24 protein-coding genes are annotated in these 19,654 nt (G+C 68.0%); 18 read left to right on the top strand and 6 right to left on the bottom strand.

What is annotated here, in order from left to right; all coding sequences use genetic code 11:
• Positions 1-28: 28 nt before the first annotated feature.
• The 4 genes from trpB (at position 29) to ACFCQI_RS18255 (ending at position 3,946) form a co-directional block, all read left to right on the top strand.
• A complete protein-coding gene (gene trpB, locus ACFCQI_RS18270) occupies positions 29-1,240 on the top strand; it encodes a tryptophan synthase subunit beta (RefSeq protein ID WP_395119031.1) in 1,212 nt (403 codons plus the stop codon).
• A gap of 113 nt (positions 1,241-1,353) precedes the next feature.
• Positions 1,354-2,154 (top strand): tryptophan synthase subunit alpha, encoded by an 801-nt coding sequence (gene trpA / locus ACFCQI_RS18265; RefSeq protein ID WP_395119029.1) that lies wholly within the window; start codon positions 1,354-1,356, stop codon positions 2,152-2,154.
• 146 nt (positions 2,155-2,300) lie between these two features.
• Positions 2,301-3,170 carry an acetyl-CoA carboxylase, carboxyltransferase subunit beta gene (gene accD, locus ACFCQI_RS18260; protein ID WP_395119027.1) on the top strand — a complete coding sequence of 290 codons (870 nt, stop codon included), beginning with the start codon at positions 2,301-2,303 and terminating at the stop codon, positions 3,168-3,170.
• Positions 3,171-3,511: 341 nt separating this feature from the next.
• A complete protein-coding gene (locus ACFCQI_RS18255; RefSeq protein ID WP_395119025.1) occupies positions 3,512-3,946 on the top strand; it encodes a DUF4399 domain-containing protein in 435 nt (144 codons plus the stop codon).
• Positions 3,947-3,967: 21 nt separating this feature from the next.
• Here ACFCQI_RS18255 and ACFCQI_RS18250 read toward each other — a convergent pair whose 3' ends face one another.
• Entirely contained in the window at positions 3,968-4,771 is an 804-nt protein-coding gene (locus tag ACFCQI_RS18250; protein WP_395119023.1) for a transporter, read from the bottom strand.
• Between the two features lie 26 nt (positions 4,772-4,797).
• Between ACFCQI_RS18250 and gltX the strand changes: the two genes are divergently transcribed.
• From gltX to hisIE, 14 genes are all read left to right on the top strand, one after another.
• The gene (gene gltX / locus ACFCQI_RS18245; protein WP_395119021.1) at positions 4,798-6,198 is read left to right on the top strand and encodes a glutamate--tRNA ligase; all 1,401 of its coding nucleotides are present in this window, start codon (positions 4,798-4,800) and stop codon (positions 6,196-6,198) included.
• A 35-nt stretch (positions 6,199-6,233) separates the two neighbouring features.
• On the top strand, positions 6,234-6,512 hold the full coding sequence (locus tag ACFCQI_RS18240) for a hypothetical protein (protein WP_395119019.1): 279 nt from the start codon (positions 6,234-6,236) through the stop codon (positions 6,510-6,512).
• A gap of 15 nt (positions 6,513-6,527) precedes the next feature.
• The gene (locus tag ACFCQI_RS18235) at positions 6,528-7,043 is read left to right on the top strand and encodes a transcriptional repressor (RefSeq protein WP_395119017.1); all 516 of its coding nucleotides are present in this window, start codon (positions 6,528-6,530) and stop codon (positions 7,041-7,043) included.
• A 99-nt stretch (positions 7,044-7,142) separates the two neighbouring features.
• The gene (locus ACFCQI_RS18230) at positions 7,143-7,574 is read left to right on the top strand and encodes a MerC domain-containing protein (RefSeq protein ID WP_395119015.1); all 432 of its coding nucleotides are present in this window, start codon (positions 7,143-7,145) and stop codon (positions 7,572-7,574) included.
• Positions 7,575-7,667: 93 nt separating this feature from the next.
• Positions 7,668-7,829, top strand: coding sequence for a 30S ribosomal protein THX (locus ACFCQI_RS18225; RefSeq protein WP_395119013.1), 162 nt, complete (start codon positions 7,668-7,670; stop codon positions 7,827-7,829).
• Between the two features lie 202 nt (positions 7,830-8,031).
• On the top strand, positions 8,032-8,367 hold the full coding sequence (locus ACFCQI_RS18220; protein WP_395119011.1) for a YerC/YecD family TrpR-related protein: 336 nt from the start codon (positions 8,032-8,034) through the stop codon (positions 8,365-8,367).
• Positions 8,364-9,257 (top strand): ATP phosphoribosyltransferase, encoded by an 894-nt coding sequence (gene hisG, locus ACFCQI_RS18215; RefSeq protein WP_395119009.1) that lies wholly within the window; start codon positions 8,364-8,366, stop codon positions 9,255-9,257. Before ACFCQI_RS18220 ends, hisG begins: the two co-directional genes overlap by 4 nt.
• Before the next feature lie 28 nt (positions 9,258-9,285).
• On the top strand, positions 9,286-10,584 hold the full coding sequence (gene hisD, locus ACFCQI_RS18210) for a histidinol dehydrogenase (RefSeq protein WP_395119007.1): 1,299 nt from the start codon (positions 9,286-9,288) through the stop codon (positions 10,582-10,584).
• Positions 10,581-11,648, top strand: coding sequence for a histidinol-phosphate transaminase (hisC, locus tag ACFCQI_RS18205; RefSeq protein ID WP_395119005.1), 1,068 nt, complete (start codon positions 10,581-10,583; stop codon positions 11,646-11,648). The genes hisD and hisC overlap by 4 nt, the downstream gene beginning before the upstream one ends.
• Entirely contained in the window at positions 11,645-12,712 is a 1,068-nt protein-coding gene (gene hisB, locus ACFCQI_RS18200; protein ID WP_395119003.1) for a bifunctional histidinol-phosphatase/imidazoleglycerol-phosphate dehydratase HisB, read from the top strand. The genes hisC and hisB overlap by 4 nt, the downstream gene beginning before the upstream one ends.
• The gene (hisH, locus tag ACFCQI_RS18195) at positions 12,712-13,302 is read left to right on the top strand and encodes an imidazole glycerol phosphate synthase subunit HisH (protein WP_395119001.1); all 591 of its coding nucleotides are present in this window, start codon (positions 12,712-12,714) and stop codon (positions 13,300-13,302) included. The genes hisB and hisH overlap by 1 nt, the downstream gene beginning before the upstream one ends.
• Positions 13,299-14,027: a 1-(5-phosphoribosyl)-5-[(5-phosphoribosylamino)methylideneamino]imidazole-4-carboxamide isomerase gene (gene hisA / locus ACFCQI_RS18190; RefSeq protein ID WP_395118999.1), complete on the top strand. Its 729-nt coding sequence runs from the start codon at positions 13,299-13,301 to the stop codon at positions 14,025-14,027. The genes hisH and hisA overlap by 4 nt, the downstream gene beginning before the upstream one ends.
• Positions 14,021-14,794 carry an imidazole glycerol phosphate synthase subunit HisF gene (gene hisF, locus ACFCQI_RS18185; RefSeq protein WP_395118997.1) on the top strand — a complete coding sequence of 258 codons (774 nt, stop codon included), beginning with the start codon at positions 14,021-14,023 and terminating at the stop codon, positions 14,792-14,794. Before hisA ends, hisF begins: the two co-directional genes overlap by 7 nt.
• Positions 14,795-14,905: 111 nt before the next feature.
• The gene (hisIE, locus tag ACFCQI_RS18180) at positions 14,906-15,538 is read left to right on the top strand and encodes a bifunctional phosphoribosyl-AMP cyclohydrolase/phosphoribosyl-ATP diphosphatase HisIE (RefSeq protein WP_395118995.1); all 633 of its coding nucleotides are present in this window, start codon (positions 14,906-14,908) and stop codon (positions 15,536-15,538) included.
• A gap of 22 nt (positions 15,539-15,560) precedes the next feature.
• Here hisIE and ACFCQI_RS18175 read toward each other — a convergent pair whose 3' ends face one another.
• From ACFCQI_RS18175 to ACFCQI_RS18155, 5 genes are all read right to left on the bottom strand, one after another.
• Positions 15,561-16,409, bottom strand: coding sequence for an MliC family protein (locus tag ACFCQI_RS18175; protein ID WP_395118993.1), 849 nt, complete (start codon positions 16,407-16,409; stop codon positions 15,561-15,563).
• Positions 16,410-16,558: 149 nt separating this feature from the next.
• The gene (locus ACFCQI_RS18170) at positions 16,559-17,554 is read right to left on the bottom strand and encodes a C13 family peptidase (RefSeq protein WP_395118991.1); all 996 of its coding nucleotides are present in this window, start codon (positions 17,552-17,554) and stop codon (positions 16,559-16,561) included.
• 13 nt (positions 17,555-17,567) lie between these two features.
• On the bottom strand, positions 17,568-18,260 hold the full coding sequence (gene mtnC / locus ACFCQI_RS18165; protein ID WP_395118989.1) for an acireductone synthase: 693 nt from the start codon (positions 18,258-18,260) through the stop codon (positions 17,568-17,570).
• A 79-nt stretch (positions 18,261-18,339) separates the two neighbouring features.
• On the bottom strand, positions 18,340-18,891 hold the full coding sequence (locus ACFCQI_RS18160) for a 1,2-dihydroxy-3-keto-5-methylthiopentene dioxygenase (protein ID WP_395118987.1): 552 nt from the start codon (positions 18,889-18,891) through the stop codon (positions 18,340-18,342).
• Complete coding sequence (locus ACFCQI_RS18155) at positions 18,888-19,538, bottom strand: methylthioribulose 1-phosphate dehydratase (RefSeq protein ID WP_395118985.1); 651 nt, start codon at positions 19,536-19,538, stop codon at positions 18,888-18,890. Before ACFCQI_RS18155 ends, ACFCQI_RS18160 begins: the two co-directional genes overlap by 4 nt.
• Between the last annotated feature and the right edge of the window lie 116 nt (positions 19,539-19,654).

Below are 19,654 nucleotides of genomic sequence, written 5' to 3'. Positions count from 1 at the left end.
TGCGGCATGTCCATCCCCGAGTGACCCCATGAGCAAGATTGCGGACTTCAACCTCTACCCCGACGCCCATGGCCGCTTCGGCGAGTATGGCGGCAGCTATGTCGCCGAGACGCTGATGGCGCCGTTGGCCGAGTTGAGCGAGGCTTACGAACGGCTGAGCACCGATCCGGCTTTCCTCGCGGAACTGGATCGCGACCTGCAGCACTACGTCGGCCGGCCCAGCCCGATCTACCACGCCGAACGGCTGTCGCGGCAGGTTGGCGGCGCGCGCATTCTGTTCAAGCGCGAGGACCTCAACCACACCGGCGCGCACAAGATCAACAACACCATCGGCCAGGCGCTGGTGGCGCGGCACATGGGCAAGCAGCGCGTCATCGCGGAAACCGGCGCCGGCCAGCATGGCGTGGCCACGGCCACGGTGGCGGCGCGCTTCGGCATGCGCTGCGTGGTGTACATGGGTGCGGTCGACATCGAGCGGCAGAAGATCAACGTCTACCGCATGAAGCTGCTCGGCGCCGAGGTGGTGCCGGTGACTTCCGGTTCGAAGACGTTGAAGGATGCGTTGAACGAGGCGATGCGCGACTGGGTCACCAACGTGGCCGACACCTTCTACATCATCGGCACCGTGGCCGGTCCGCATCCGTATCCGAAGATGGTGCGCGACTTCAATGCCGTCGTGGGGCGCGAGGCACGCGCGCAGATGCTGGCGCAATACGGCCGCCTGCCCGACGTGCTGACCGCCTGCGTCGGCGGCGGCTCCAATGCCATCGGCCTGTTCCATGCCTTCCTCAACGACGCCGACGTGCGCATCGTCGGCGCCGAGGCGGCAGGCGAGGGGATCGCCACCGGCCATCATGCCGCCTCGCTGGCGGCCGGCCGTCCCGGCGTGCTGCACGGCAACCGCACCTACGTGCTGTGCGACGACAACGGCCAGATCACCGAGACGCATTCGGTCTCCGCCGGCCTCGACTATCCCGGTGTGGGGCCGGAGCATGCCTTCCTGAAGGATGCCGGTCGCGCCGAGTACGTCGGCATCACCGACGACGAGGCGCTGGAGGCGTTCCACCTGCTGGCGCGCACCGAAGGCATCCTGGCCGCCCTGGAATCCAGCCACGCGGTGGCGCAGGCGATCAAGCTGGCGCGCGAGTTGCCCAAAGACGGCATCGTGCTGTGCAACCTGTCCGGCCGCGGCGACAAGGACGTGCACACGATCGCGGCGCGCGAGGGAGTGAGCGTGTAGCGAGGAGTGAGTGGAGAGGAGTGAGAAGTGAGAGGAAGTCTCGCACTCCAGAACCGCTCAGACCCGCCCGAGCTCTCTTTCACTTCTCACTTCTCATTACTCACTCCTGTCTTATGAGCCGCATCGACACCCGCTTCGCCCAACTCAAGGCCACCGGCCGCACCGGCCTGATCCCGTTCGTCACCGCGGGCGATCCCTCGCCGCAGCACATGGTGGCGATGATGCATGCGCTGGTGGAATCGGGGGCAGACCTGATCGAGCTGGGCGTGCCGTTTTCCGATCCGATGGCAGACGGCCCGGTGATCCAGCACGCCAGTGAGCGGGCGATCGCCAAGGGCGTCGGTCTCGCGCAGGTGCTGGGCTGGGTGCATGCATTTCGCGAACGCGATGCGGAAACCCCGGTCGTGCTGATGGGCTATCTGAACCCGCTGGAGATCCACGGCTACGCGCGCTTCGCACAGGAGGCCGTGGCGGCCGGCGTCGATGGCGTGCTGCTGGTCGATTGTCCGCTGGAGGAGTCGACCGTGCTGCAGTCGCTGCGCGAGGCGGGGTTGCAGCAGATCCTGCTCGCCGCGCCCACCACCGCACCTGCGCGTATGGCGCAGTTGTGCAGCTCGGCGGAGGGCTTCCTGTATTATGTATCGTTCGCTGGCGTCACCGGAGCGGCGCAGTTGAGCGTCAGCGAGATTGCCGAGCGGGTTGCCGAAGTCAGGACCCTCGCCGGTACGCCGGTGGCGGTGGGGTTCGGCATTCGCGATGCGGCCAGCGCCGCAGCGATCGGCGGCTTCGCTGACGCGGTCGTCATCGGCAGCGCGCTGGTCGAAAGCCTGGCGGCGGCCACGGACGCGGCGGATATCCCGGATCGTGCGCGCAGTTTCCTGCAGCCGATCCGCGCGGCGCTGGATGCACGCTGAGGGAAATGATTGCGGTTATTGCTGTTGGTTCGAGGTAGCGTGGACCCTCACCCTTTGCCCTCTCTCAAAGGGGTGCCGTGCGGGATTGGCCTCGTGAGAGGTTGCCGCATACGAACGCTCTTGTGCCCGGATGGAATTCGATTGACATGAATTGGCTGCAGAAGATCATGAACCCGCGTACCCGCACGCTCCCTTCGGGCGGCGGCAAGGGCTCGGTGCCCGAGGGCGTGTGGGAGAAATGCGCGGGCTGCGGCACCGTGCTGTACCGGCCCGAACTGGAACGCAACCTGATGGTGTGCCCCAAGTGCGGCCACCATCACTACATCAGCGCACGGGCGCGCCTGGGCGCGCTGCTGGACGAAGGTTCCGGCCAGGAACTGTGGGCCAGCATGGAACCGGCCGACCCGCTGAAGTTCCGCGATTCGAAAAAGTATCGCGACCGCATCATCGCCACCCAGAAGAAACTGGGCGAGAAGGACGCCATGGTCGCGATGAGCGGCCGCTTGAAGGGACGTCCGTTGATGGCGGTGGCGTTCGAGTTTGCCTACATGGGCGGCTCGATGGGGTCGGTGGTGGGCGAGAAGTTCGCCCGCGCCGCCGAACGTGCGCTGGCCGACAAGAGCGCGCTGGTGTGTTTCTCCGCCACTGGCGGTGCGCGCATGCAGGAGGCGCTGTTCTCGCTGATGCAGATGGCCAAGACCTCGGCCGCGCTGGCGCGTCTGCGCGATGCCGGCGTGCCGTACATCAGCGTGCTGACCAACCCGACCACCGGTGGTGTCTCGGCCAGCCTGGCGATGCTGGGTGACATCAACATCGGCGAGCCCAAGGCGCTGATCGGCTTTGCCGGTCCGCGCGTGATCGAGCAGACCGTGCGCGAGACGCTGCCGGAAGGGTTCCAGCGTTCGGAGTTCCTGCTTGACCACGGTGCGATCGACCTGATCGTCGACCGCCGCGAGATGCGCGACAAGCTTGCCGACCTGTTCGGCATCCTGACCCGGGCCGATCGCGCGGCCTGAGCGTGCGTCGCGTGTCGCGGAGCGATGCCGCCCACGGGCGGCATCGTCGTATCGCGGGCCGGGTTTTCCACAGCTTCTGTGCGCCGTCGCTGTACAAGCCTGTGGACAACCGCGCTTCGTCCTTTGCCGGCAATGACTTGCCACGCCTTGATGATTTTCTGAGCAACGGCGCGAGAGTTTTCCACAGCGACTGTGGAGCACGTTCGGCAAAGCCTGTGGACAAATTCGCTATCTGCTTGAGCGCAAAGGCAGCCACGACGGCGTGAGCATATTGCGCACAGTGGGCGGCGGCGCGGTGCAGCGCTTACACTGGGAGTTCCCCTTTGCTGGAGGTTCCCTCGATGAATCGCATCCTGCTCATTCTCGCCCTCACCGGTCTGGCCACTGTCGCGATGGCAGCCGAAGCACCTGCGCTGCCGGGCACGTCGGCGCCGGCCGCCGCCAGGGTCTACATCATCTCGCCCGCGGACGGCGCCACCGTCGGCCAGGAATTCACCGTGCGCTTCGGCCTCGAGGGCATGGGCGTGGCGCCAGCGGGCGTGACCAGGGAGCACACCGGCCATCATCACCTGCTGGTCGACGTGAAGACCTTGCCCGCCGCCGGCCAGCCGATTCCGGCCGACGCCAACCACATCCATTTCGGCGGCGGCCAGACCCAGACCAAGCTGAAGCTGGCCCCGGGTACGCATACTCTGCAACTGGAGCTGGGTGACGCGAATCATGTGCCGTTCGTGCCGGCGGTGGTGTCGAAGAAAATCACCGTCCACGTCAAGTAATCGCCGGGGCGTGCGACCCAATCAGCCGCCGAAGTAGATCGACACGCCCAGATTGCCCTGCCACTGGTTTGCCGAGCCGTGCAGGCGATGGTCGAAGCCCGCGTCCAGTTGCACGCTGGGCGTGACCATCCACTGCACGCCGGCACCGGCGAGGCTGCCGTTGCCCTCGCCGGGCAGGTGCTGCCAGGCGAGTTCGGTGTACAGGGTCAGCGCCGACGACAGCGCATGGCTGTCGTCCAGCGCCACGGTGGGGCTGTCGGCGCCGCCGCGGCGCACGTTCTCCAGGTAAAGGCCCAGCGAGTGGCGCTCGCCGACATCCAGGTTGAACTGCGCGCCGAGCAGGTACTGGCGATGGTCTGCGCGGAACTCCCGCTCGCCGTCGGTGAAGGTGACGCTGCCCAGCAGGCCCCAGCTGAAGCCCGCATGGCTCGACGGCAGCGCCAGCTTCAGCCCCAGCTGGCTGTCGCCGCGGCCTTCCCTGTGCACGCTGCCGCCCGGGCTGGCTTGCCGCAGCACGTTCCAGGAGTCGCTGCCCAATTGCATTTCCAACGGCCCGCCGAGCCCGATGCGCAGCAAGCTGTCGGCGGTGTACTGCGACACGGTGACGCCATCCTGCCGGTCGCGGCTCCAGTCCGGCAGGCCTTGTTCGAGGATTGCCTCGCCAGCGGCCAGCACGCCCGGCGTGAAGCCGTAGCCGGGGCGGTCGAAACCGGGGTTCTCCGCCCTTGCGGGTGCGGCGGCGACAAGCAGCGCCAGCGCGAGCATGGAGGTGGGCAGGGCGCGCATGCGAGGCCGGCGCTGCCCGCGGTATCGGTTAAAATCCATCGTTTCTCCTTGTTGTCCGGAACATCATGGCCGTCCGTACCCGTTTCGCTCCCAGCCCCACCGGCTTCCTGCACATCGGCGGCGCGCGCACCGCGCTGTATTGCTGGCTGGAGGCGCGTCGTCGCGGCGGACAGTTCATTCTGCGCATCGAGGATACCGATCGCGAACGTTCCACAGACGCGGCGGTGCAGGCGATCCTCGACGCCATGCACTGGCTCGGCCTCGATGCCGATGAGGGCCCGTTCTACCAGACCCGGCGACTCGATCGATACAGGCAGGTTGCCGACGAGCTGGTCACCGCCGGCAAGGCCTACTACGCCTACGAGAGCAAGGACGAGATCGAGACGATGCGCGAGGCGGCCATGAAGGCCGGCGAGAAACCGCGCTACAACGGTTACTACCGCGATCGCAACGAGGCGTGCCGCGACGACCCCAACCGGGTGATCCGCTTCCGCAACCCGATCGAAGGCTCGGTGGTATTCGAGGACAAGGTCAAGGGCCGCATCGAGATCGCCAACAGCGAGCTGGACGACCTGGTGATCTTTCGCTCCGATGGCTGGCCGACCTACAACTTCGCCGTGGTGGTCGACGACATCGACATGGGCGTCACCGAGGTGATCCGCGGCGACGATCACGTCAACAACACGCCGCGGCAGATCAACATCTATCACGCGCTCGGCGCGCCGGTGCCGGAGTTCGCGCACCTGCCGATGATCCTGGACAAGGAAGGCAAGAAGCTGTCCAAGCGCACCAACGCGGTCAGCGTGATGGATTATCGCGAGCAGGGTTTCCTGCCCCACGCGATCCTCAACTACCTGGTGCGGCTGGGCTGGTCGCATGGCGATCAGGAGATCTTCTCGCGCGAGGAGATGATCGCGCTGTTCGACATCGCCGACGTCAACAAGGCGGCCTCGCGCTTCGACACCGAGAAGCTGGCGTGGCTGAACCAGCATTACCTGAAGACCGACGAGCCGCAGTCGTTCCTGGCCGAGTTCGAATGGCACCTGCAGCGCGCCGGCGTGGACGTCGCGCAAGGCCCCGCGCCGATCGAGGTCATCGTGGCGCTGCGCGAGCGCGTGCACACGCTGAAGGAAATGGCCGAGCGGGCGAAGATCTGGTACGGCCCGATCACTGCCTGGGACGACAAGGCGGTGGCGAAGCATCTCGGCAATGCCGGTGCCCCGGGCGTGCTGGCGGCGGCGAAGACGCTGCTGAGCACGTGCGAGTGGAAGCCTGCGGCGATCCACCTGGTCATCGAGCAGGTGGCGGCGCAGCTGGAGTTGGGCATGGGCAAGGTGGCGCAGCCGCTGCGGGTCGCGATGACCGGCACCCAGGTCTCGCCCTCGATCGAGGACACGATCTATCTCACCGGGCGCGAGGAGGCGATCCGCCGCATCGACGCCGCGATGGCCATGACCCATGCCTGAGTTGGCGGCGCGGCGCAGCTGGCGCCAGTCTCCCCGTGGATGAGCTGCTGGCCCGCGCCACCCAGGGCGTCGATCTCGACGCCCCCGGCGCGTTCCGGCACGTCTTCTTCAATCTGTTGAATATGGTGCCCTGGGCAGCCATGTTCTGGTGGAATCTGCTGTTCGTCGCCGTGGGCCTGCTGCTCGGCTGGTGGCGCGGCCGGGTGCTGGAAGCGGTCTTGTGGTCCTGGGTGCTCGGCCCGATCGGCTGGATCGTGATCCTGTGCAGGCCGCGCGGCCAGCCGGCCGTGAAACCGCCGCCGGGGCCGCGCTGAGGCGGGCGGTGGCGGATGTATGATCGAGGCGAGGTGAATGCTTTGAACCACGATGTTGCCGACAACGCGCACGCGCACCACCCGCACCACCATCATGACGCGAAGGGTTTCGTGCGTGCGGTGGAACACGCCAGCGAGGAGCGGGGCCTGCGTCTGACCCCCCTGCGCAAGGAGGTGCTGGAACTGATCGCGGCATCTCGCATACCGGTCAAGGCGTACGAACTGCTCGACCAGCTGCGCGAACAGCACGGCAATGCCGCTCCGCCCACGGTTTATCGCGCGCTGGATTTCCTGCTCGAGAACGGCTTCATCCACAAGCTGGAGTCGATCAACGCCTTCGTCTCCTGCCACCATCCGACCGAGGCGCATCAGGTCCCATTCCTGATCTGCGACAACTGTTCCAGCGCGCAGGAGGTCTGCGACGAACGGGTCGCCGAATTGATCGAGGCGCAGGCCCGCGCGCTGGGTTTCCGGCCGCAGGCGCAGACGCTGGAAGTCCACGGTCTGTGCCGGGCCTGCCGCAAAGCCTGAACGGCGACCATCGCCCGGTAGCGCGGCCTATTGTTATAATGTAACATGCCAGCCAGATTCCCCGGCCGCCTCGCGCGGCGACGGCAGGCAGGCAGGCAGATGCATTCCGGGCAGGCAGGCACATCGCGTGGATGGCAGAGCGCCGATCGCATCGGCGCGATCGCCTCGTTCCTGTGCGCGATCCACTGTGCCTTGCTGCCCTTCGTCCTGGCCGCGCTGCCACTGGTCGGGCTGGAGTTCCTGGCCGACCATCGCTTCGAGCGGGGTTTCGTGGCGTTTGCCTGCGTGCTGGCGGTGATCGCCCTGGTGCGGGGCTTTCGGCGCCACCAGCAACCCTTGCCGCTGCTGCTGGCCATCCCGGGGTTGCTCCTGCTGATTTCCGGCGTCACCTGGGCCGAGGGTGGACTGACCCTGGTGCATAGCGCACTGGTCACGTCGGGCGGCCTGCTGTTGGCCGCCGCGCACTTCGTCAACCTGCGTCGCGACCGCCGTGTCCAGGTCCACGTGCACGGCCCGCAATGCGCGCATTGAGGCTGGTTGGGGCTGGACGCGAGTGGCCTATGGCGTTGCCCGCCGCACTGCTATGATGGACGGCCGTACATCCATCGAATCAAGGAGTTCCCCATGGGCAAGGGCGATCGCAAGACCCGCCGCGGCAAGATCTACCGCAGCAGCTACGGCAATACGCGCGCGCACGCGCTGGCCCCGGCCGTGGCCGGCACCAAGCCGACGGTGACCAAGGCGCCGGCGACCCGCAAGGCGGCCCCGCGCAAGAAGTCCGCCTGAGTCGACACGGCTTTCCCGTGTTGCCATGAACCCCCGCCTCGGCGGGGGTTCATGTTTTTGGGGCCGGGATGACCGGGCATTCGTCTGTCGAGAGCCGGGATGCGGGTTCCGGGATGCGAGGCGAGCGGCGAGGAACGAGGGGGTTGCGGCAGCGCCGCATGGGTGTATGATGCGCACCACTGTGTTAATGCGTTAGTACATTATGAAGCGCCGATCGCTTGATCCCGAAACACCCGTCGAGTCCGCCGAGCTGAGCCTGTACGAGGCGTTGCTGTCGCTGAAGAACGTCGAGGAAGTTGGCGCGTTCCTCAGCGACCTGTGCACGCCGGCGGAACTCGAAGTGCTGGTGGACCGCTGGCGGGTGGTGCCGTTCCTGCTCGAAGGCGTGTCGTACCGGGAGATCCACGAGCGCACTGCGGTCAGCATCACCACGATCGGGCGGGTCGCGCGCTATCTCAACCAGGGCAGCGGCGGCTATCTCGCGGCCGCGGCCCGCGCGGCGCGGCGGCAGGCGCAGGCGGCAAGGAAGAGGGCATGAAGCCGCGCGACCGCCTGCGCATCGCGATGCAGAAATCCGGACGGCTGACCGAGCCGGCGCTGGACCTGCTCAAGCGATGCGGCCTGACCTTCCGGCAAAGCCGCGACAAGCTGTTCTGCTTCGGCGAAGGCGAGCCGGTCGACCTGCTGCTGGTGCGCGACGACGACATCCCCGGCCTGATCGCGCAAGGCGTATGCGACGTCGGCATCGTCGGCCGCAACGTGCTGGGCGAGTTCCAGCTCACTGCGGGGCGCGATGGCGAGCCGCTGGCCGAACTGCGGCCACTCGGCTTCGGACGGTGCCGGTTGTCGATCGCCGTGCCGCAGGAGCTCGACTATTCCGCGCCCGGCGATCTCGCGGGACGGCGCATCGCCACGTCATACCCCGGCCTGCTTGGTGAATGGCTGCGCGCGCAACACATCGACGCCGGCGTGGTGACCCTGGCCGGCTCGGTCGAGATTGCGCCGAAGCTGGGCACGGCCGACGCGATCTGCGACCTGGTGCAGAGCGGCGGCACCCTGGTGGCCAACCAGTTGCGCGAGACCGAGGTGCTGCTGGAGAGCGAGGCGGTGCTGGCCGGGCCGGTGACCCTGCCGGCGGACGAGCGCGGCGACATGCTGGAGTTGTTGCTGAAGCGGCTCGATGGCGTGATCCAGGTGCGCGAATCGCGGCTGCTGCTGTTGCAGACCTCGCGTCACTCGCTGGAGGCGGTCACCCGGTTGCTCCCCGGCGGTCCGCAGCCGACGCTGCTGGCGGTGGCTGGCCAGGCCGACCAGTTGATGCTGCAGGCGTTGTGCGCCGGTGAGGTGAGCTGGCGGCAACTGGAGGAAATCAAGAAGGCCGGTGCACGCGAGATGTTCGTGCTGCCGGTGGAGAAGATGCTGGCATGAAGCAGGGCAGCACGAGGAGTTCGCTTGCATGAAACGTCTGGACTGGAACGCCCTGGACGAAACGGCCCGGCGCGAGGCGCTGGCGCGACCGGCGCAGTCGCGCGCAGACGACGTGCGTCATGGTGTCGAACGGATCGTCGCGGCCGTGCGCAAGGACGGCGACACGGCGTTGCGCGCGCTCAGCGCCCGGTACGATCGCTGCACACTGGATGCACTCGAGGTCGACGAGGCCGAGTTCGTCGCGGCCGAGGCGGCGCTCGATCCCGAATTGAAAGCGGCGATCCGCGAAGCCGCCGCACGCATCGAGTTGTTCCATCGTGCCGCGGCGCTGCGGCCGGTGGCGGTCGACACCGCGCCCGGCGTGCGGGTCGAGCGCATGCTGCGGCCGGTCAGCCGGGTGGGCCTGTATGTGCCGGCTGGCAGTGCGCCGCTGCCTTCCACCGCGCTGATGCTGGGCGTGCCGGCGCACATCGCCGGCTGTCGCGAGGTGGTGCTGTGCTCGCCCGCGCGCGCTGACGGGTGCTGCGACGGGGCGGTGCTGTACGCCGCGCGCCTCACCGGCGTGCACAAGGTGTTCAAGCTCGGTGGCGCGCAGGCGATCGCCGCGATGGCCTACGGTACGGAGTCGGTGCCGAAGTGCGACAAGCTGTTCGGCCCCGGCAATGCCTGGGTGACCGAGGCGAAGCTGCAGGTGTCGTCCGACCCGGACGGTGCGGCGATCGACATGCCGGCCGGGCCGTCGGAAGTACTGGTGATCGCCGATGCCGCCGCGAATCCGGTGTTCGTCGCCGCCGACCTGCTGTCGCAGGCCGAGCACGGACCGGATTCGCAGGTGATCCTGCTCAGCGATTCGGTGGAGCTGATCGAGCGCGCGGAGCGTGAGGTCGAACGTCAGTGTGACGGCCTGCCGCGCGCTGACATCGCGCGCCAGGCGCTGGCGCAGAGCCGGTTGATCGCAGTCGACTCGCTGGCGCAGGCGGTCGAGGTGAGCAACCGCTACGCGCCCGAGCACCTGATCCTGCAGGTGGCTGAGCCGCGCGCGTTGCTCGACGGCGTCGACAGTGCCGGCTCGATCTTCCTCGGTCCGTGGACGCCCGAATCGGTGGGCGATTACTGCAGCGGCAGCAATCACGTGCTGCCGACCTACGGCTACGCGCGCAGCTACAGCGGCGTGTCGGTGGCCAGCTACCAGAAGCAGATCAGCGTGCAGGAAGTCAGCGCCGACGGCCTGCGCCGCATCGGCCCGTGTACCGCGACGCTGGCGGCGGCCGAGCAGCTGGAAGCGCACCGCCGTGCAGTGACCCTGCGGCTGGAGGCGCTGGCATGAGCGTGCTCGACCTGGCGCGGCCGGAACTTCGGGCGATGCAGCCGTATTCCTCGGCGCGGATGGAGGCCAGCGGCGGCGAGGTTTTCCTCAACGCGAACGAGTCGGCGTGGGCGCCGGTGGGTGACGACGGACTGGGCTGCAACCGCTATCCCGAACCGCAGCCCGTCGCATTGGTCGCTGCGTTGGCAGCACTGTATGGCGTGCGGCCCGAACAGTTGCTGGTCGGCCGCGGCAGCGACGAGGCGATCGACCTGCTGCTGCGCGCGTTCTGTCGCGCCGGCCGCGACGCGATCCTGATCCAGCCGCCGACGTTCGGCATGTACGCGGTGTGCGCGCGGGTGCAGGGCGCCGGCATCGTCGAGGTGCCACTGGCGGCGGATTTCACCTTGGACGTGGACGCGGTGCTCGCGGCACTGACCCCGGCGGTGACGCTCGTCTTCGTGTGCACTCCGAACAATCCCGCCGGTCAGGCGGTGCCGCGTGCGGCACTCGAACGGCTGGCGCGGGCGCTGTCTGACCGCGCCTTGCTGGTGGTGGACGAGGCGTACGTGGAGTTTGCCGACGACGGCAGCATCGCCGACTTGATCGACCGCTACGACAACCTCGCCGTGCTGCGCACTCTGTCCAAGGCCTGGGCGCTGGCCGGCGCACGCATCGGCAGCCTGCTGGCGAACGCCGGCGTGGTCGCCTTGCTGCGGAAGATCATGGCGCCGTACCCGTTGCCGTTGCCGTGCGTGGACGCGGCGCTGCTGGCGCTGTCCGGCTGGGGCCGGGCGAATGCGCGCGAACACCTCTCCATCGTGCGTGCGGAGCGCACGCGCATGTGCGAGGCGTTGCGCCGGTTGCCCGGCGTGCGCGAGGTGTTGCCTTCGCAGGCGAACTTCCTTGCCGTCCGCTTCGACGATGCCGCCGACGTCTACCGGCGCCTGCTCGCCGCCGGCATCGTGGTGCGCGACGTGCGCCGCTACCCGAACCTCGCCGACGCGCTGCGCATCACTATCGGCACGCCGGCGGAGAACGAGCGGGTACTGGCCGTGCTGGCTTCGGATCGAGGCATCGCATGACCGTCCGCAAGATTCTTTTCGTCGATCGGGACGGCTGCCTGATCGAGGAGCCGGCCGACGAGCAGGTCGACAGCTGGGAGAAGCTGGCCCTGCTGCCCGGAGTGATCGCCGCGTTGCAGCGCTTCGTCGCCGCCGGCTACGCGCTGGTGATGGTGAGCAACCAGGATGGGCTGGGCACCGACAGTTTTCCCGAATCCGATTTCCGTGGCCCCCACGAACTTCTGCTGCGCATCCTCGCCTCGCAGGGCATTCGCTTCCGCGAGGTGTTGATCGACCGCAGCCTTCCGCACGAAGGCCTCGACACGCGCAAGCCCGGCGTCGGCATGCTGCGCCACTACCTGGCCGACGACGGCTGGAGCCGCGCCGCCTCAGCGATGGTCGGTGATCGTGAAACCGACCTGCAGCTTGCCGCGAACCTCGGCGTGCGCGGTTTTCGCGTGGGCCCCCAAGGTATCGGCTGGGAGGAGGTGGCGCACCGGCTGCTGGATGCGCCGCGCACCGCCACCGTGGTGCGCCACACGAAAGAGACCCGCATCACCGTCAAGGTCGACCTGGATCGCGCGACCGACCCGCAGGTGCGCACCGGGCTGGGCTTCTTCGACCACATGCTGGAACAGATCGGCAAGCACGGCGGCCTTGCGCTGGAACTCGATTGCGACGGTGACACCCACATCGACGAGCACCACACCATCGAGGATTGCGCGCTGGCACTCGGCCAGGCCCTGAAGCAGGCGCTCGGCGACAAGCGCGGCATCGGTCGCTACGGCTTCACCCTGCCGATGGACGAGGCGCAGGCCAGCGCCGCGCTGGACCTGTCCGGCCGACCGTACTTCGTGTTCGAGGGCAGCTTCCCGCGCGAGCGCGTGGGCGAGGTGCCGACCGAACTGGTGCCGCATTTCTTCCGCTCGCTGTGCGAGACGCTGGGTGCGAACCTGCACCTCGCCGTGCGCGGCGACAACGCGCACCACATGGTTGAAGCCTGCTTCAAGGTCGTGGCGCGCGCCCTTCGCCAGGCGATCGCGCGCTCCGGCAGCGAACTGCCGAGTACCAAGGGCGCGCTGTGATGAGCGTGGTACTGGTCGATGCAGGCGGCACCAATATCGGCTCGGTGCGCTACGCCTTGCAGCGTCTTGGCGCGGACGCCGAATTGACCTCGGAGGCTGCCGCGATCCGCGCCGCCGACAAGGTGATCCTGCCCGGCGTGGGTGCGGCCGGACCGGGCATGACGCGGCTGCGCGAGCTGGGTCTGGTCGAGGTCTTGCGTTCGCTGCGCCAGCCCGTGCTCGGCGTATGCCTGGGCATGCAGCTGCTGTGCACGCATTCGGAAGAGGGCGACACCGCATGCCTCGGCCTGATTCCCGCGTCGGTGCGACGCTTCGCCGAGGCTCCCGGTCTGCGCGTGCCGCACATGGGCTGGAATGAGGTGTCGATCCGGCGGGAACATCCGCTGCTGGCCGGGCTGGGCGAGGGCGAGCAGGCCTATTTCGTGCACAGCTACGCGGTACCGGTCGGCGACTGGACTCTGGCCACCGCCGACTACGGCGGCGCGTTCTCGGCGGTGATCGCGCACCGCAACTTCCACGGCATGCAGTTCCATCCCGAACGCTCCGCGGGTGTCGGCGCCCGACTGCTGAAGAACTTTCTCGAACTATGAACTTCGACGTGATTCCCGCGATCGACTTGCGCGGCGGCCAGGTGGTGCGCCTGAAGCAGGGCGACTACGCGCAGCAGACGACCTACGCGGCGGACCCGCGCGAGCTGGCCGGGCGCTACGCCGACGCCGGTGCGCGGTGGCTGCACCTGGTCGACCTGGATGGCGCACGTTCGGGCCGGCTGGACAATCTCGCGGTGATCGCCGCGATCGCCACCGATGGCATGGCGATCCAGGCCGGTGGCGGCGTGCGCGAAGAGGCAGATCTGCAGCGGTTGTTCGATGCCGGCGTGCAGCGCGTGGTGGTTGGCAGCGTGGCGGTGCGCGATCCGGCGCGTGTCGCCGCCTGGCTGGCGAAGTACGGCGCAGAGCGGCTGACCCTCGCGCTGGACACCCGCCACGCGGAGGGACGCTGGGTCCTGCCCAGCGCCGGCTGGACCGAAGTGGAGGCGCGCACGCTGGACGAGCTGGCACCGTGGTACGCAGCACGCGGCGCCCGTCACCTGTTGTGCACCGACATCGATCGCGACGGCATGCTCGCCGGCTTCAATCTCGACCTGTATCGCCACCTCGTGACCAGCATGCCGCAACTGGCGCTGCAGGCGTCCGGCGGGGTGCGTTCGCTGGACGATATCCGTGCCGCGCGCGATGCCGGCGCGAATGCGGTGATCCTCGGTCGCGCCCTGCTGGAAGGGAGTTTCACCGTGGCGGAGGCGCTGGCGTGCTGAGCCGCCGCATCATTCCCTGTCTCGACGTGCGCAACGGCCAGGTGGTCAAGGGCGTGCGCTTCCGCGACCACGTGGTCATGGGCGAAATCGTCGACCTCGCGCTGCGCTACCGCGACGAAGGCGCCGACGAGCTGGTGTTCTACGACATCACCGCCAGCCCCGAGGGACGCAGCGTGGATCGCAGCTGGGTGGAGAAAGTCGCCCGCGTGATCGATATTCCGTTCTGCGTCGCCGGCGGCATCCGCTCGGTCGACGAGGCACGCGCGGTGCTGCATGCGGGTGCCGACAAGATTTCGGTGAACTCGCCCGCCTTGGCGCGGCCCGCGCTGATCGACGAACTGGCCGCCGCGTTCGGCGTGCAGTGCGTGGTGGTCGGCATCGACTCGTTGCGCGACGGCGACGGCGAATGGCGCGTGCGCCAGTACACCGGCGATCCCGCGAAAATGCAGGCGCTGCCGCGCCGCACGCTGGACTGGATAGTCGAGGCACAGCGGCGGGGTGCCGGCGAGATCGTGCTCAATTGCATGGACAGCGACGGGGTACGCCGCGGCTACGACCTGGACCAATTGCGGGCCGCCCGCGCGATCTGCCAGGTGCCGTTGGTGGCCTCCGGCGGTGCCGGCGCTCCCGAACATTTCCGCGATGCCTTCGTCGAGGCCGACGTGGATGGCGCGCTGGCGGCCAGCGTGTTCCATTCGGGCGCCATTTCGATTCCCGCGTTGAAGCGCTACCTGCAAGCTGAAGGCGTACGGGTGAGGAGTGAGTGAGCAGGAGTGAGAAGTGAGAGACAGCAGAAACCTCACCGCAATGGTGGATCGGATGCTTTCTGTCACTTCTCACTTCTCTCCACTCACTTCTCGCTCCAAGGAGATCAACCCATGACCACCACCCCTGCAATCAATCCCGATGTTCCCGACTGGGCCAAGGGCAATGGCCTGCTGCCGGCGATCGTGCAGCACTGGCTGAGCGGCGAGGTGCTGATGCTCGGCTACATGAATGCCGATGCGCTGGTGCAGACGCAGGCCGATGGCCGCGTCACCTTCTACAGCCGCAGCAAGCAGCGCTTGTGGATGAAGGGCGAGAGCTCCGGCAACGTGCTCGCGCTGAAGTCGATCCGCCTCGACTGTGACGCCGACACCTTGCTGATCCAGGCCGAACCGCACGGCCCCACCTGCCACACCGGCACCTCCAGCTGCTTTGGCGACAGCGCCGACGTGCGCCCGCCGCTGGGTTTCCTCGCCGAACTCGACGCGCTGGTCGCGCAACGCCACGTCGAGCGGCCGACCGGCAGCTACACGACGAAGCTGTTTGACGACGGCATCCGCCGCATCGCCCAGAAGGTGGGCGAGGAGGGCGTGGAAACGGCGCTGGCCGCGGTAGTGCAGGACGACGAGGCGCTGCTGGGTGAAGCAGCGGATCTGCTGTTCCATCTCGTGGTCGTGTTGCGGGCGCGCGGATTGTCGCTGGCGGACGCGATTGCGGTGCTGGCCGACCGGCACCGGGTGCGCTAGCGAGGAGACCGGTCGGTGCAGATCAGGGGGTGCGGCAAGCCACGCCGGCTGCCGACGCGATCTGTTCGCCGGGTTTGAGCTCGGCGAGCCAGGCGTCATGCATGCCCTTGCTCCACCATTGCCAATGCTCGTCCACGTAGCGCGCGCCATCGGCCGAAACCGCCGCGTGCAGCCGATGCGTCTGCGAGTCGAAGTCCAGCATGGCGGTCTGCGTGTCGGGATAGGCGGCCAGCACGGTGCGGCCATCGTCGCAGCGGTAGCGAATGCTGGCCGCGCCGATGGTCCCGGTTGCGCCGGCCACGCGGAACGGGCCGATCGAGTACGTGGATGGCTTGCCGCCGGCGCCGCAGAGTTGGCCGTGGAAGGGTGCGCTCACGGTTCCCGCGCCGATGGCCAGCGTGATGACGGCCGGCGACTCGCAATGGCCGTCGTCGTAGACGTTGCCTGAAACCCAGCGCATGTCGCTCTCCACACTGGCGCCGGGAGCCAGCGTGAGCCGTGGTGGTTGGGCGGCGGGTATTGGCGGGACCTGCGCGGCGATGGCCAGTGTTTGCCGTTGTGCGCCCCGCAAGCCCGGCGCGGGCATGGCGGCGATCGAACAGGCGACTTCGCTTGCGTTGTGCACGACCAGCATGGTGCCGGCATGCGACATTCCGTTGAAGCGGCCGTTGCCGTCGTCCAGCGACAGCTTGAGCTGCGCGGGCACGCATGCGGCGGGGGCGGCGGCTTGCGTCTGGCGTGTCGCGGGCGGCGCTGACGAACAGGCCGACAGCACCAGCAGGGGAATCATGGCTGGCCGCCATGGCGACGAGAACGGCCGGCGCAGGTGGCTCGACATGGCGGGCCTGGTCAGGTGGCTGCGTGCGCTCATGCGGGTCTCCCGCTCAGGAAGGGAGCGCCACGCTAGCAGCCGCTGCAGGTGAAATTCGTGAAGCCTCGCGGCGACATGCGTGGCGCGTTATATCCGGGATTCATGGCAGCGACGCCCGGCGCGGACCTGGCCAGGGGTTTGAGCTGCGGTCAGGGCGTCGGCGTCGTGTCGGCTGCGCCGGGCGCTGCTGGCTTGAACGACACCGCCGGGCCGGGCACGACGTGCTTGCGCCACGCTGCCAGCTGTGCCGCGATGCCGCTGCCGACGTCGATCTGCGGTTCGGAGGGGGTGAGCTCGTCCTGCCTTTCCCAGTGGGCGATATCGCCGCGTGCCCGCTTGAACGCGTCGACGAAGTTGTCGGTGTGGTTCAGCGCATCGACCAGCCAGGCCTTGCCGAAGTAGGTGATGTCCGAATCGCTGCCGCAGCCGAACGAGCTGCGGTCGCTGCGTGCAGCGGTGAGCACCAGGGTGCCGGAACCGCGCAGCGGCGGCACGAAGCCGCCGGAGTAGCAGGCGTTGACCACCACCACTTTCCACCGGAAGTGGCGCGCCGCCAAAATGTCGGCGAGATCCTGCGCGCCGATCTGATCCAGCGGCAACGGGTCCATGTCGACCAGCAGGGTATGGTCCTCGTCGCCGTGGCTGGTGACGTAGAGCAGCAGGATGTCCTCGTCCGTTCGCATCACCTGCTGCAAGCCGTCGAGCGCCGCTTCGAGATTGCTCCAGCTGGCCAGCGGGTGGGTGGTCAGCGAGGCCGGGTTGTTCTCCAGCACCAGGCTGTGGACGGTGGGGCCGAAGCGCGAACCGAACAGTTGCGCGGCGTATTCGGCCTCATTGCGGAACACGTCCTCGCTGCCGTCGCCGGCGAAAGCGAGCAGGTAGAGATTGGGCTTGCCCGCCACCCGCGGCGTCAGTCGGGCGAGGGCGTCGCGTACCATCTGCGGCTGGGCGTAGAGCACCTGCTCGGGGCTGGGCGCGGATGCCGGCCAGGCATCGGGCGCCGCTGTCGATTCGGCCGGTGTTTCGGCTTGAAGCGGCATCGCGGGCGGCGTGTTGGCCGAGTCGGGGAGAGCGCTGACCGGCAACCACGCGGCCAGCGCCACGCCGGCGCTGAATGCCGCCGCGATGGTCAGCAGAGTACGCACGCCCCGACGCATCTCAGCTGGCCGGGTCGATCGCGTCGAAGTCGCGATAGACCCGATGGCTTGCCGCCTCCGGCCGCGGTTGCGGCTCACGCACCAGCCAGGCGGTTTGGAAACCGGCGGCGCGCGCGGCGTCCAGCTCCTCGACGATATCGGACAGGAACAGCAGGTGGCGGGGCTCCTCGCCCACGGCTTCGGCGATGCGGCGATAGGACTGCGCCTCGCGCTTGGGGCCGGTTTCCGTATCGAAATAGCCGGCGAACAAGGGCGTCAGGTCGCCGGCTTCCGAGTAGTGGAAGAACAGCTGCTGCGCCGGTACCGAACCGGAGGAGTACACATACAGGCGAAGCCCGTCGGCGCGCCAGGCGCGCAGGCGGGCAGCCACTTCGGGGTAGACGTGGGCGCGGTAGGCTCCGCTTTCGTAGCCTTCCTTCCAGATCATGCCCTGCAGCGCCTTGAGCGCGGTGGACTTGCGATCCTGCGCGATCCATTGCAGCAGCAATTCCACCACCTCCTGTCGTTCGGCCTCGATCATGCCGGCTTCGCGCGCGGCCTCGTGCAGCCAGTGCTGCACGTCGGGACGATCGCCATGGGTTTCCACGAACGCGGGCAGGCGCTTGCGGGCGAACGGAAACAGGACGTCGCGGACGAAGTCGATCGAGCTGGTGGTGCCCTCGATGTCGGTGACGATGGCGCGGATTTCGGTCATGGGGACGGGACTCGGGCCTTCGACAGATTCAGCACGATGGATGCGGGGGTTGGAAAAGGCATCGCCCGCGAGCGGGCTCCTACGGGTTCGGCTGCATGCGGGGGAAGCGGGTGGCGATGTCGTCGCCCGTGAAGTTGGCCACCCAGCCTTCCTTGTTGGTGAACAGGCGGATGGCCACGAAGTACGGCGCCTCGCTCATGTCGAACCAGTGCCGCGTGCCGTCGGGCACGCCGATCAGGTCGCCTTGCTCGCACAGCACGTCGTAGACCTTGCCATCCAGGTGCAGGGTGAACTGGCCGGAGCCGGCGACGAAGAATCGCACCTCGTCCTCGCTGTGGGTGTGTTCGCTGAGGAACTTCTGGCGCAGGGCGGCGCGGTCGGGATGGTCGGGAGCGAGGCTGATCACGTCGACGGCCTGGTAGCCGGCTTCGTCCATCAGGCGGTCGATGTCGCTGCGGTAGGCCGCGATCACTTCCTCCTGGCTGGCGCCCGGGGCGATCGGCTGGTTCGCTTCCCATCGTTCGAAGCGCACGCCGACCTTGGCCAGTTCTTCCGCGATGGCTTCGTGGCGGTCGAGCGTGGCGCGGGCGGTGTGCGGTTCGTTCTCGTCGAAAATGCGCAGGCGGCTCATGATGACCTCAGTGTTCGCAGATCCAGTTCGCAGCCGAGCAGGAACTCCAGCGCTTCCAGGTGGCGCTCGCTCTCGGCCATGTCGCGGCCCCAGGTATAGATGCCGTGGCCGTCGATCAGGTAGGCGTGCAGCGGTTTGCCGGCGTCGAGCCAGGCATCCACATGGGCGACCAGTTCGGGCATGTGCTGGGTGTTGGGAAACACCGGGATCTCCAGCACGCTGTCATGGCTGTGGTAGCCGCTGATCGCCTTCTGCAACTCCCAGCCCTGCAGCCGGACCACGCCCTCGCGGGCAAACAGTCGCGACGCCACGCTTTGCGTGCGCGAGTGGGTGTGCAACACCGCATTCATGTCGGGCCAGCGCCGGTAGACCTGGGTGTGCAGCGCAGTCTCGGCGCTGGGGCGCGCCCCGGTGCCCACCGGTCGACCCTCGAGGTCGATCAGCATGATGTCGTCGCGGCCCAGCTTGCCCTTGTCGCGCCCGGAGATCGTGATGGCGGCGTGGCCCGCATCGACGCGCATCGAGAAATTGCTGCTGGTCGCAGGAGTCCAGCCCTTGCCTGCGAGCGCGCGCGCGGTCTCGGCCACGCGGTCGGCGCAGGCGTCGAAGTGGCTGGCTGCGATTGCGTCGGGCAGGGGCTGGCTCATGTGATTTGGACGTCCAAATGAGTGATCGATGATAACACGCCGCGCCAGCGGCTCTTGCCGGAATGAGAGCCATTCTCGCGAGTCAGGAAAGATTGCGTGACCGGGCGTACCATCGC

The organism is Rhodanobacter sp. FW102-FHT14D06 (assembly GCF_043950705.1).
Lineage (GTDB): Bacteria > Pseudomonadota > Gammaproteobacteria > Xanthomonadales > Rhodanobacteraceae > Rhodanobacter.
This window is presented reverse-complemented; position numbering and strand designations above follow the sequence as displayed.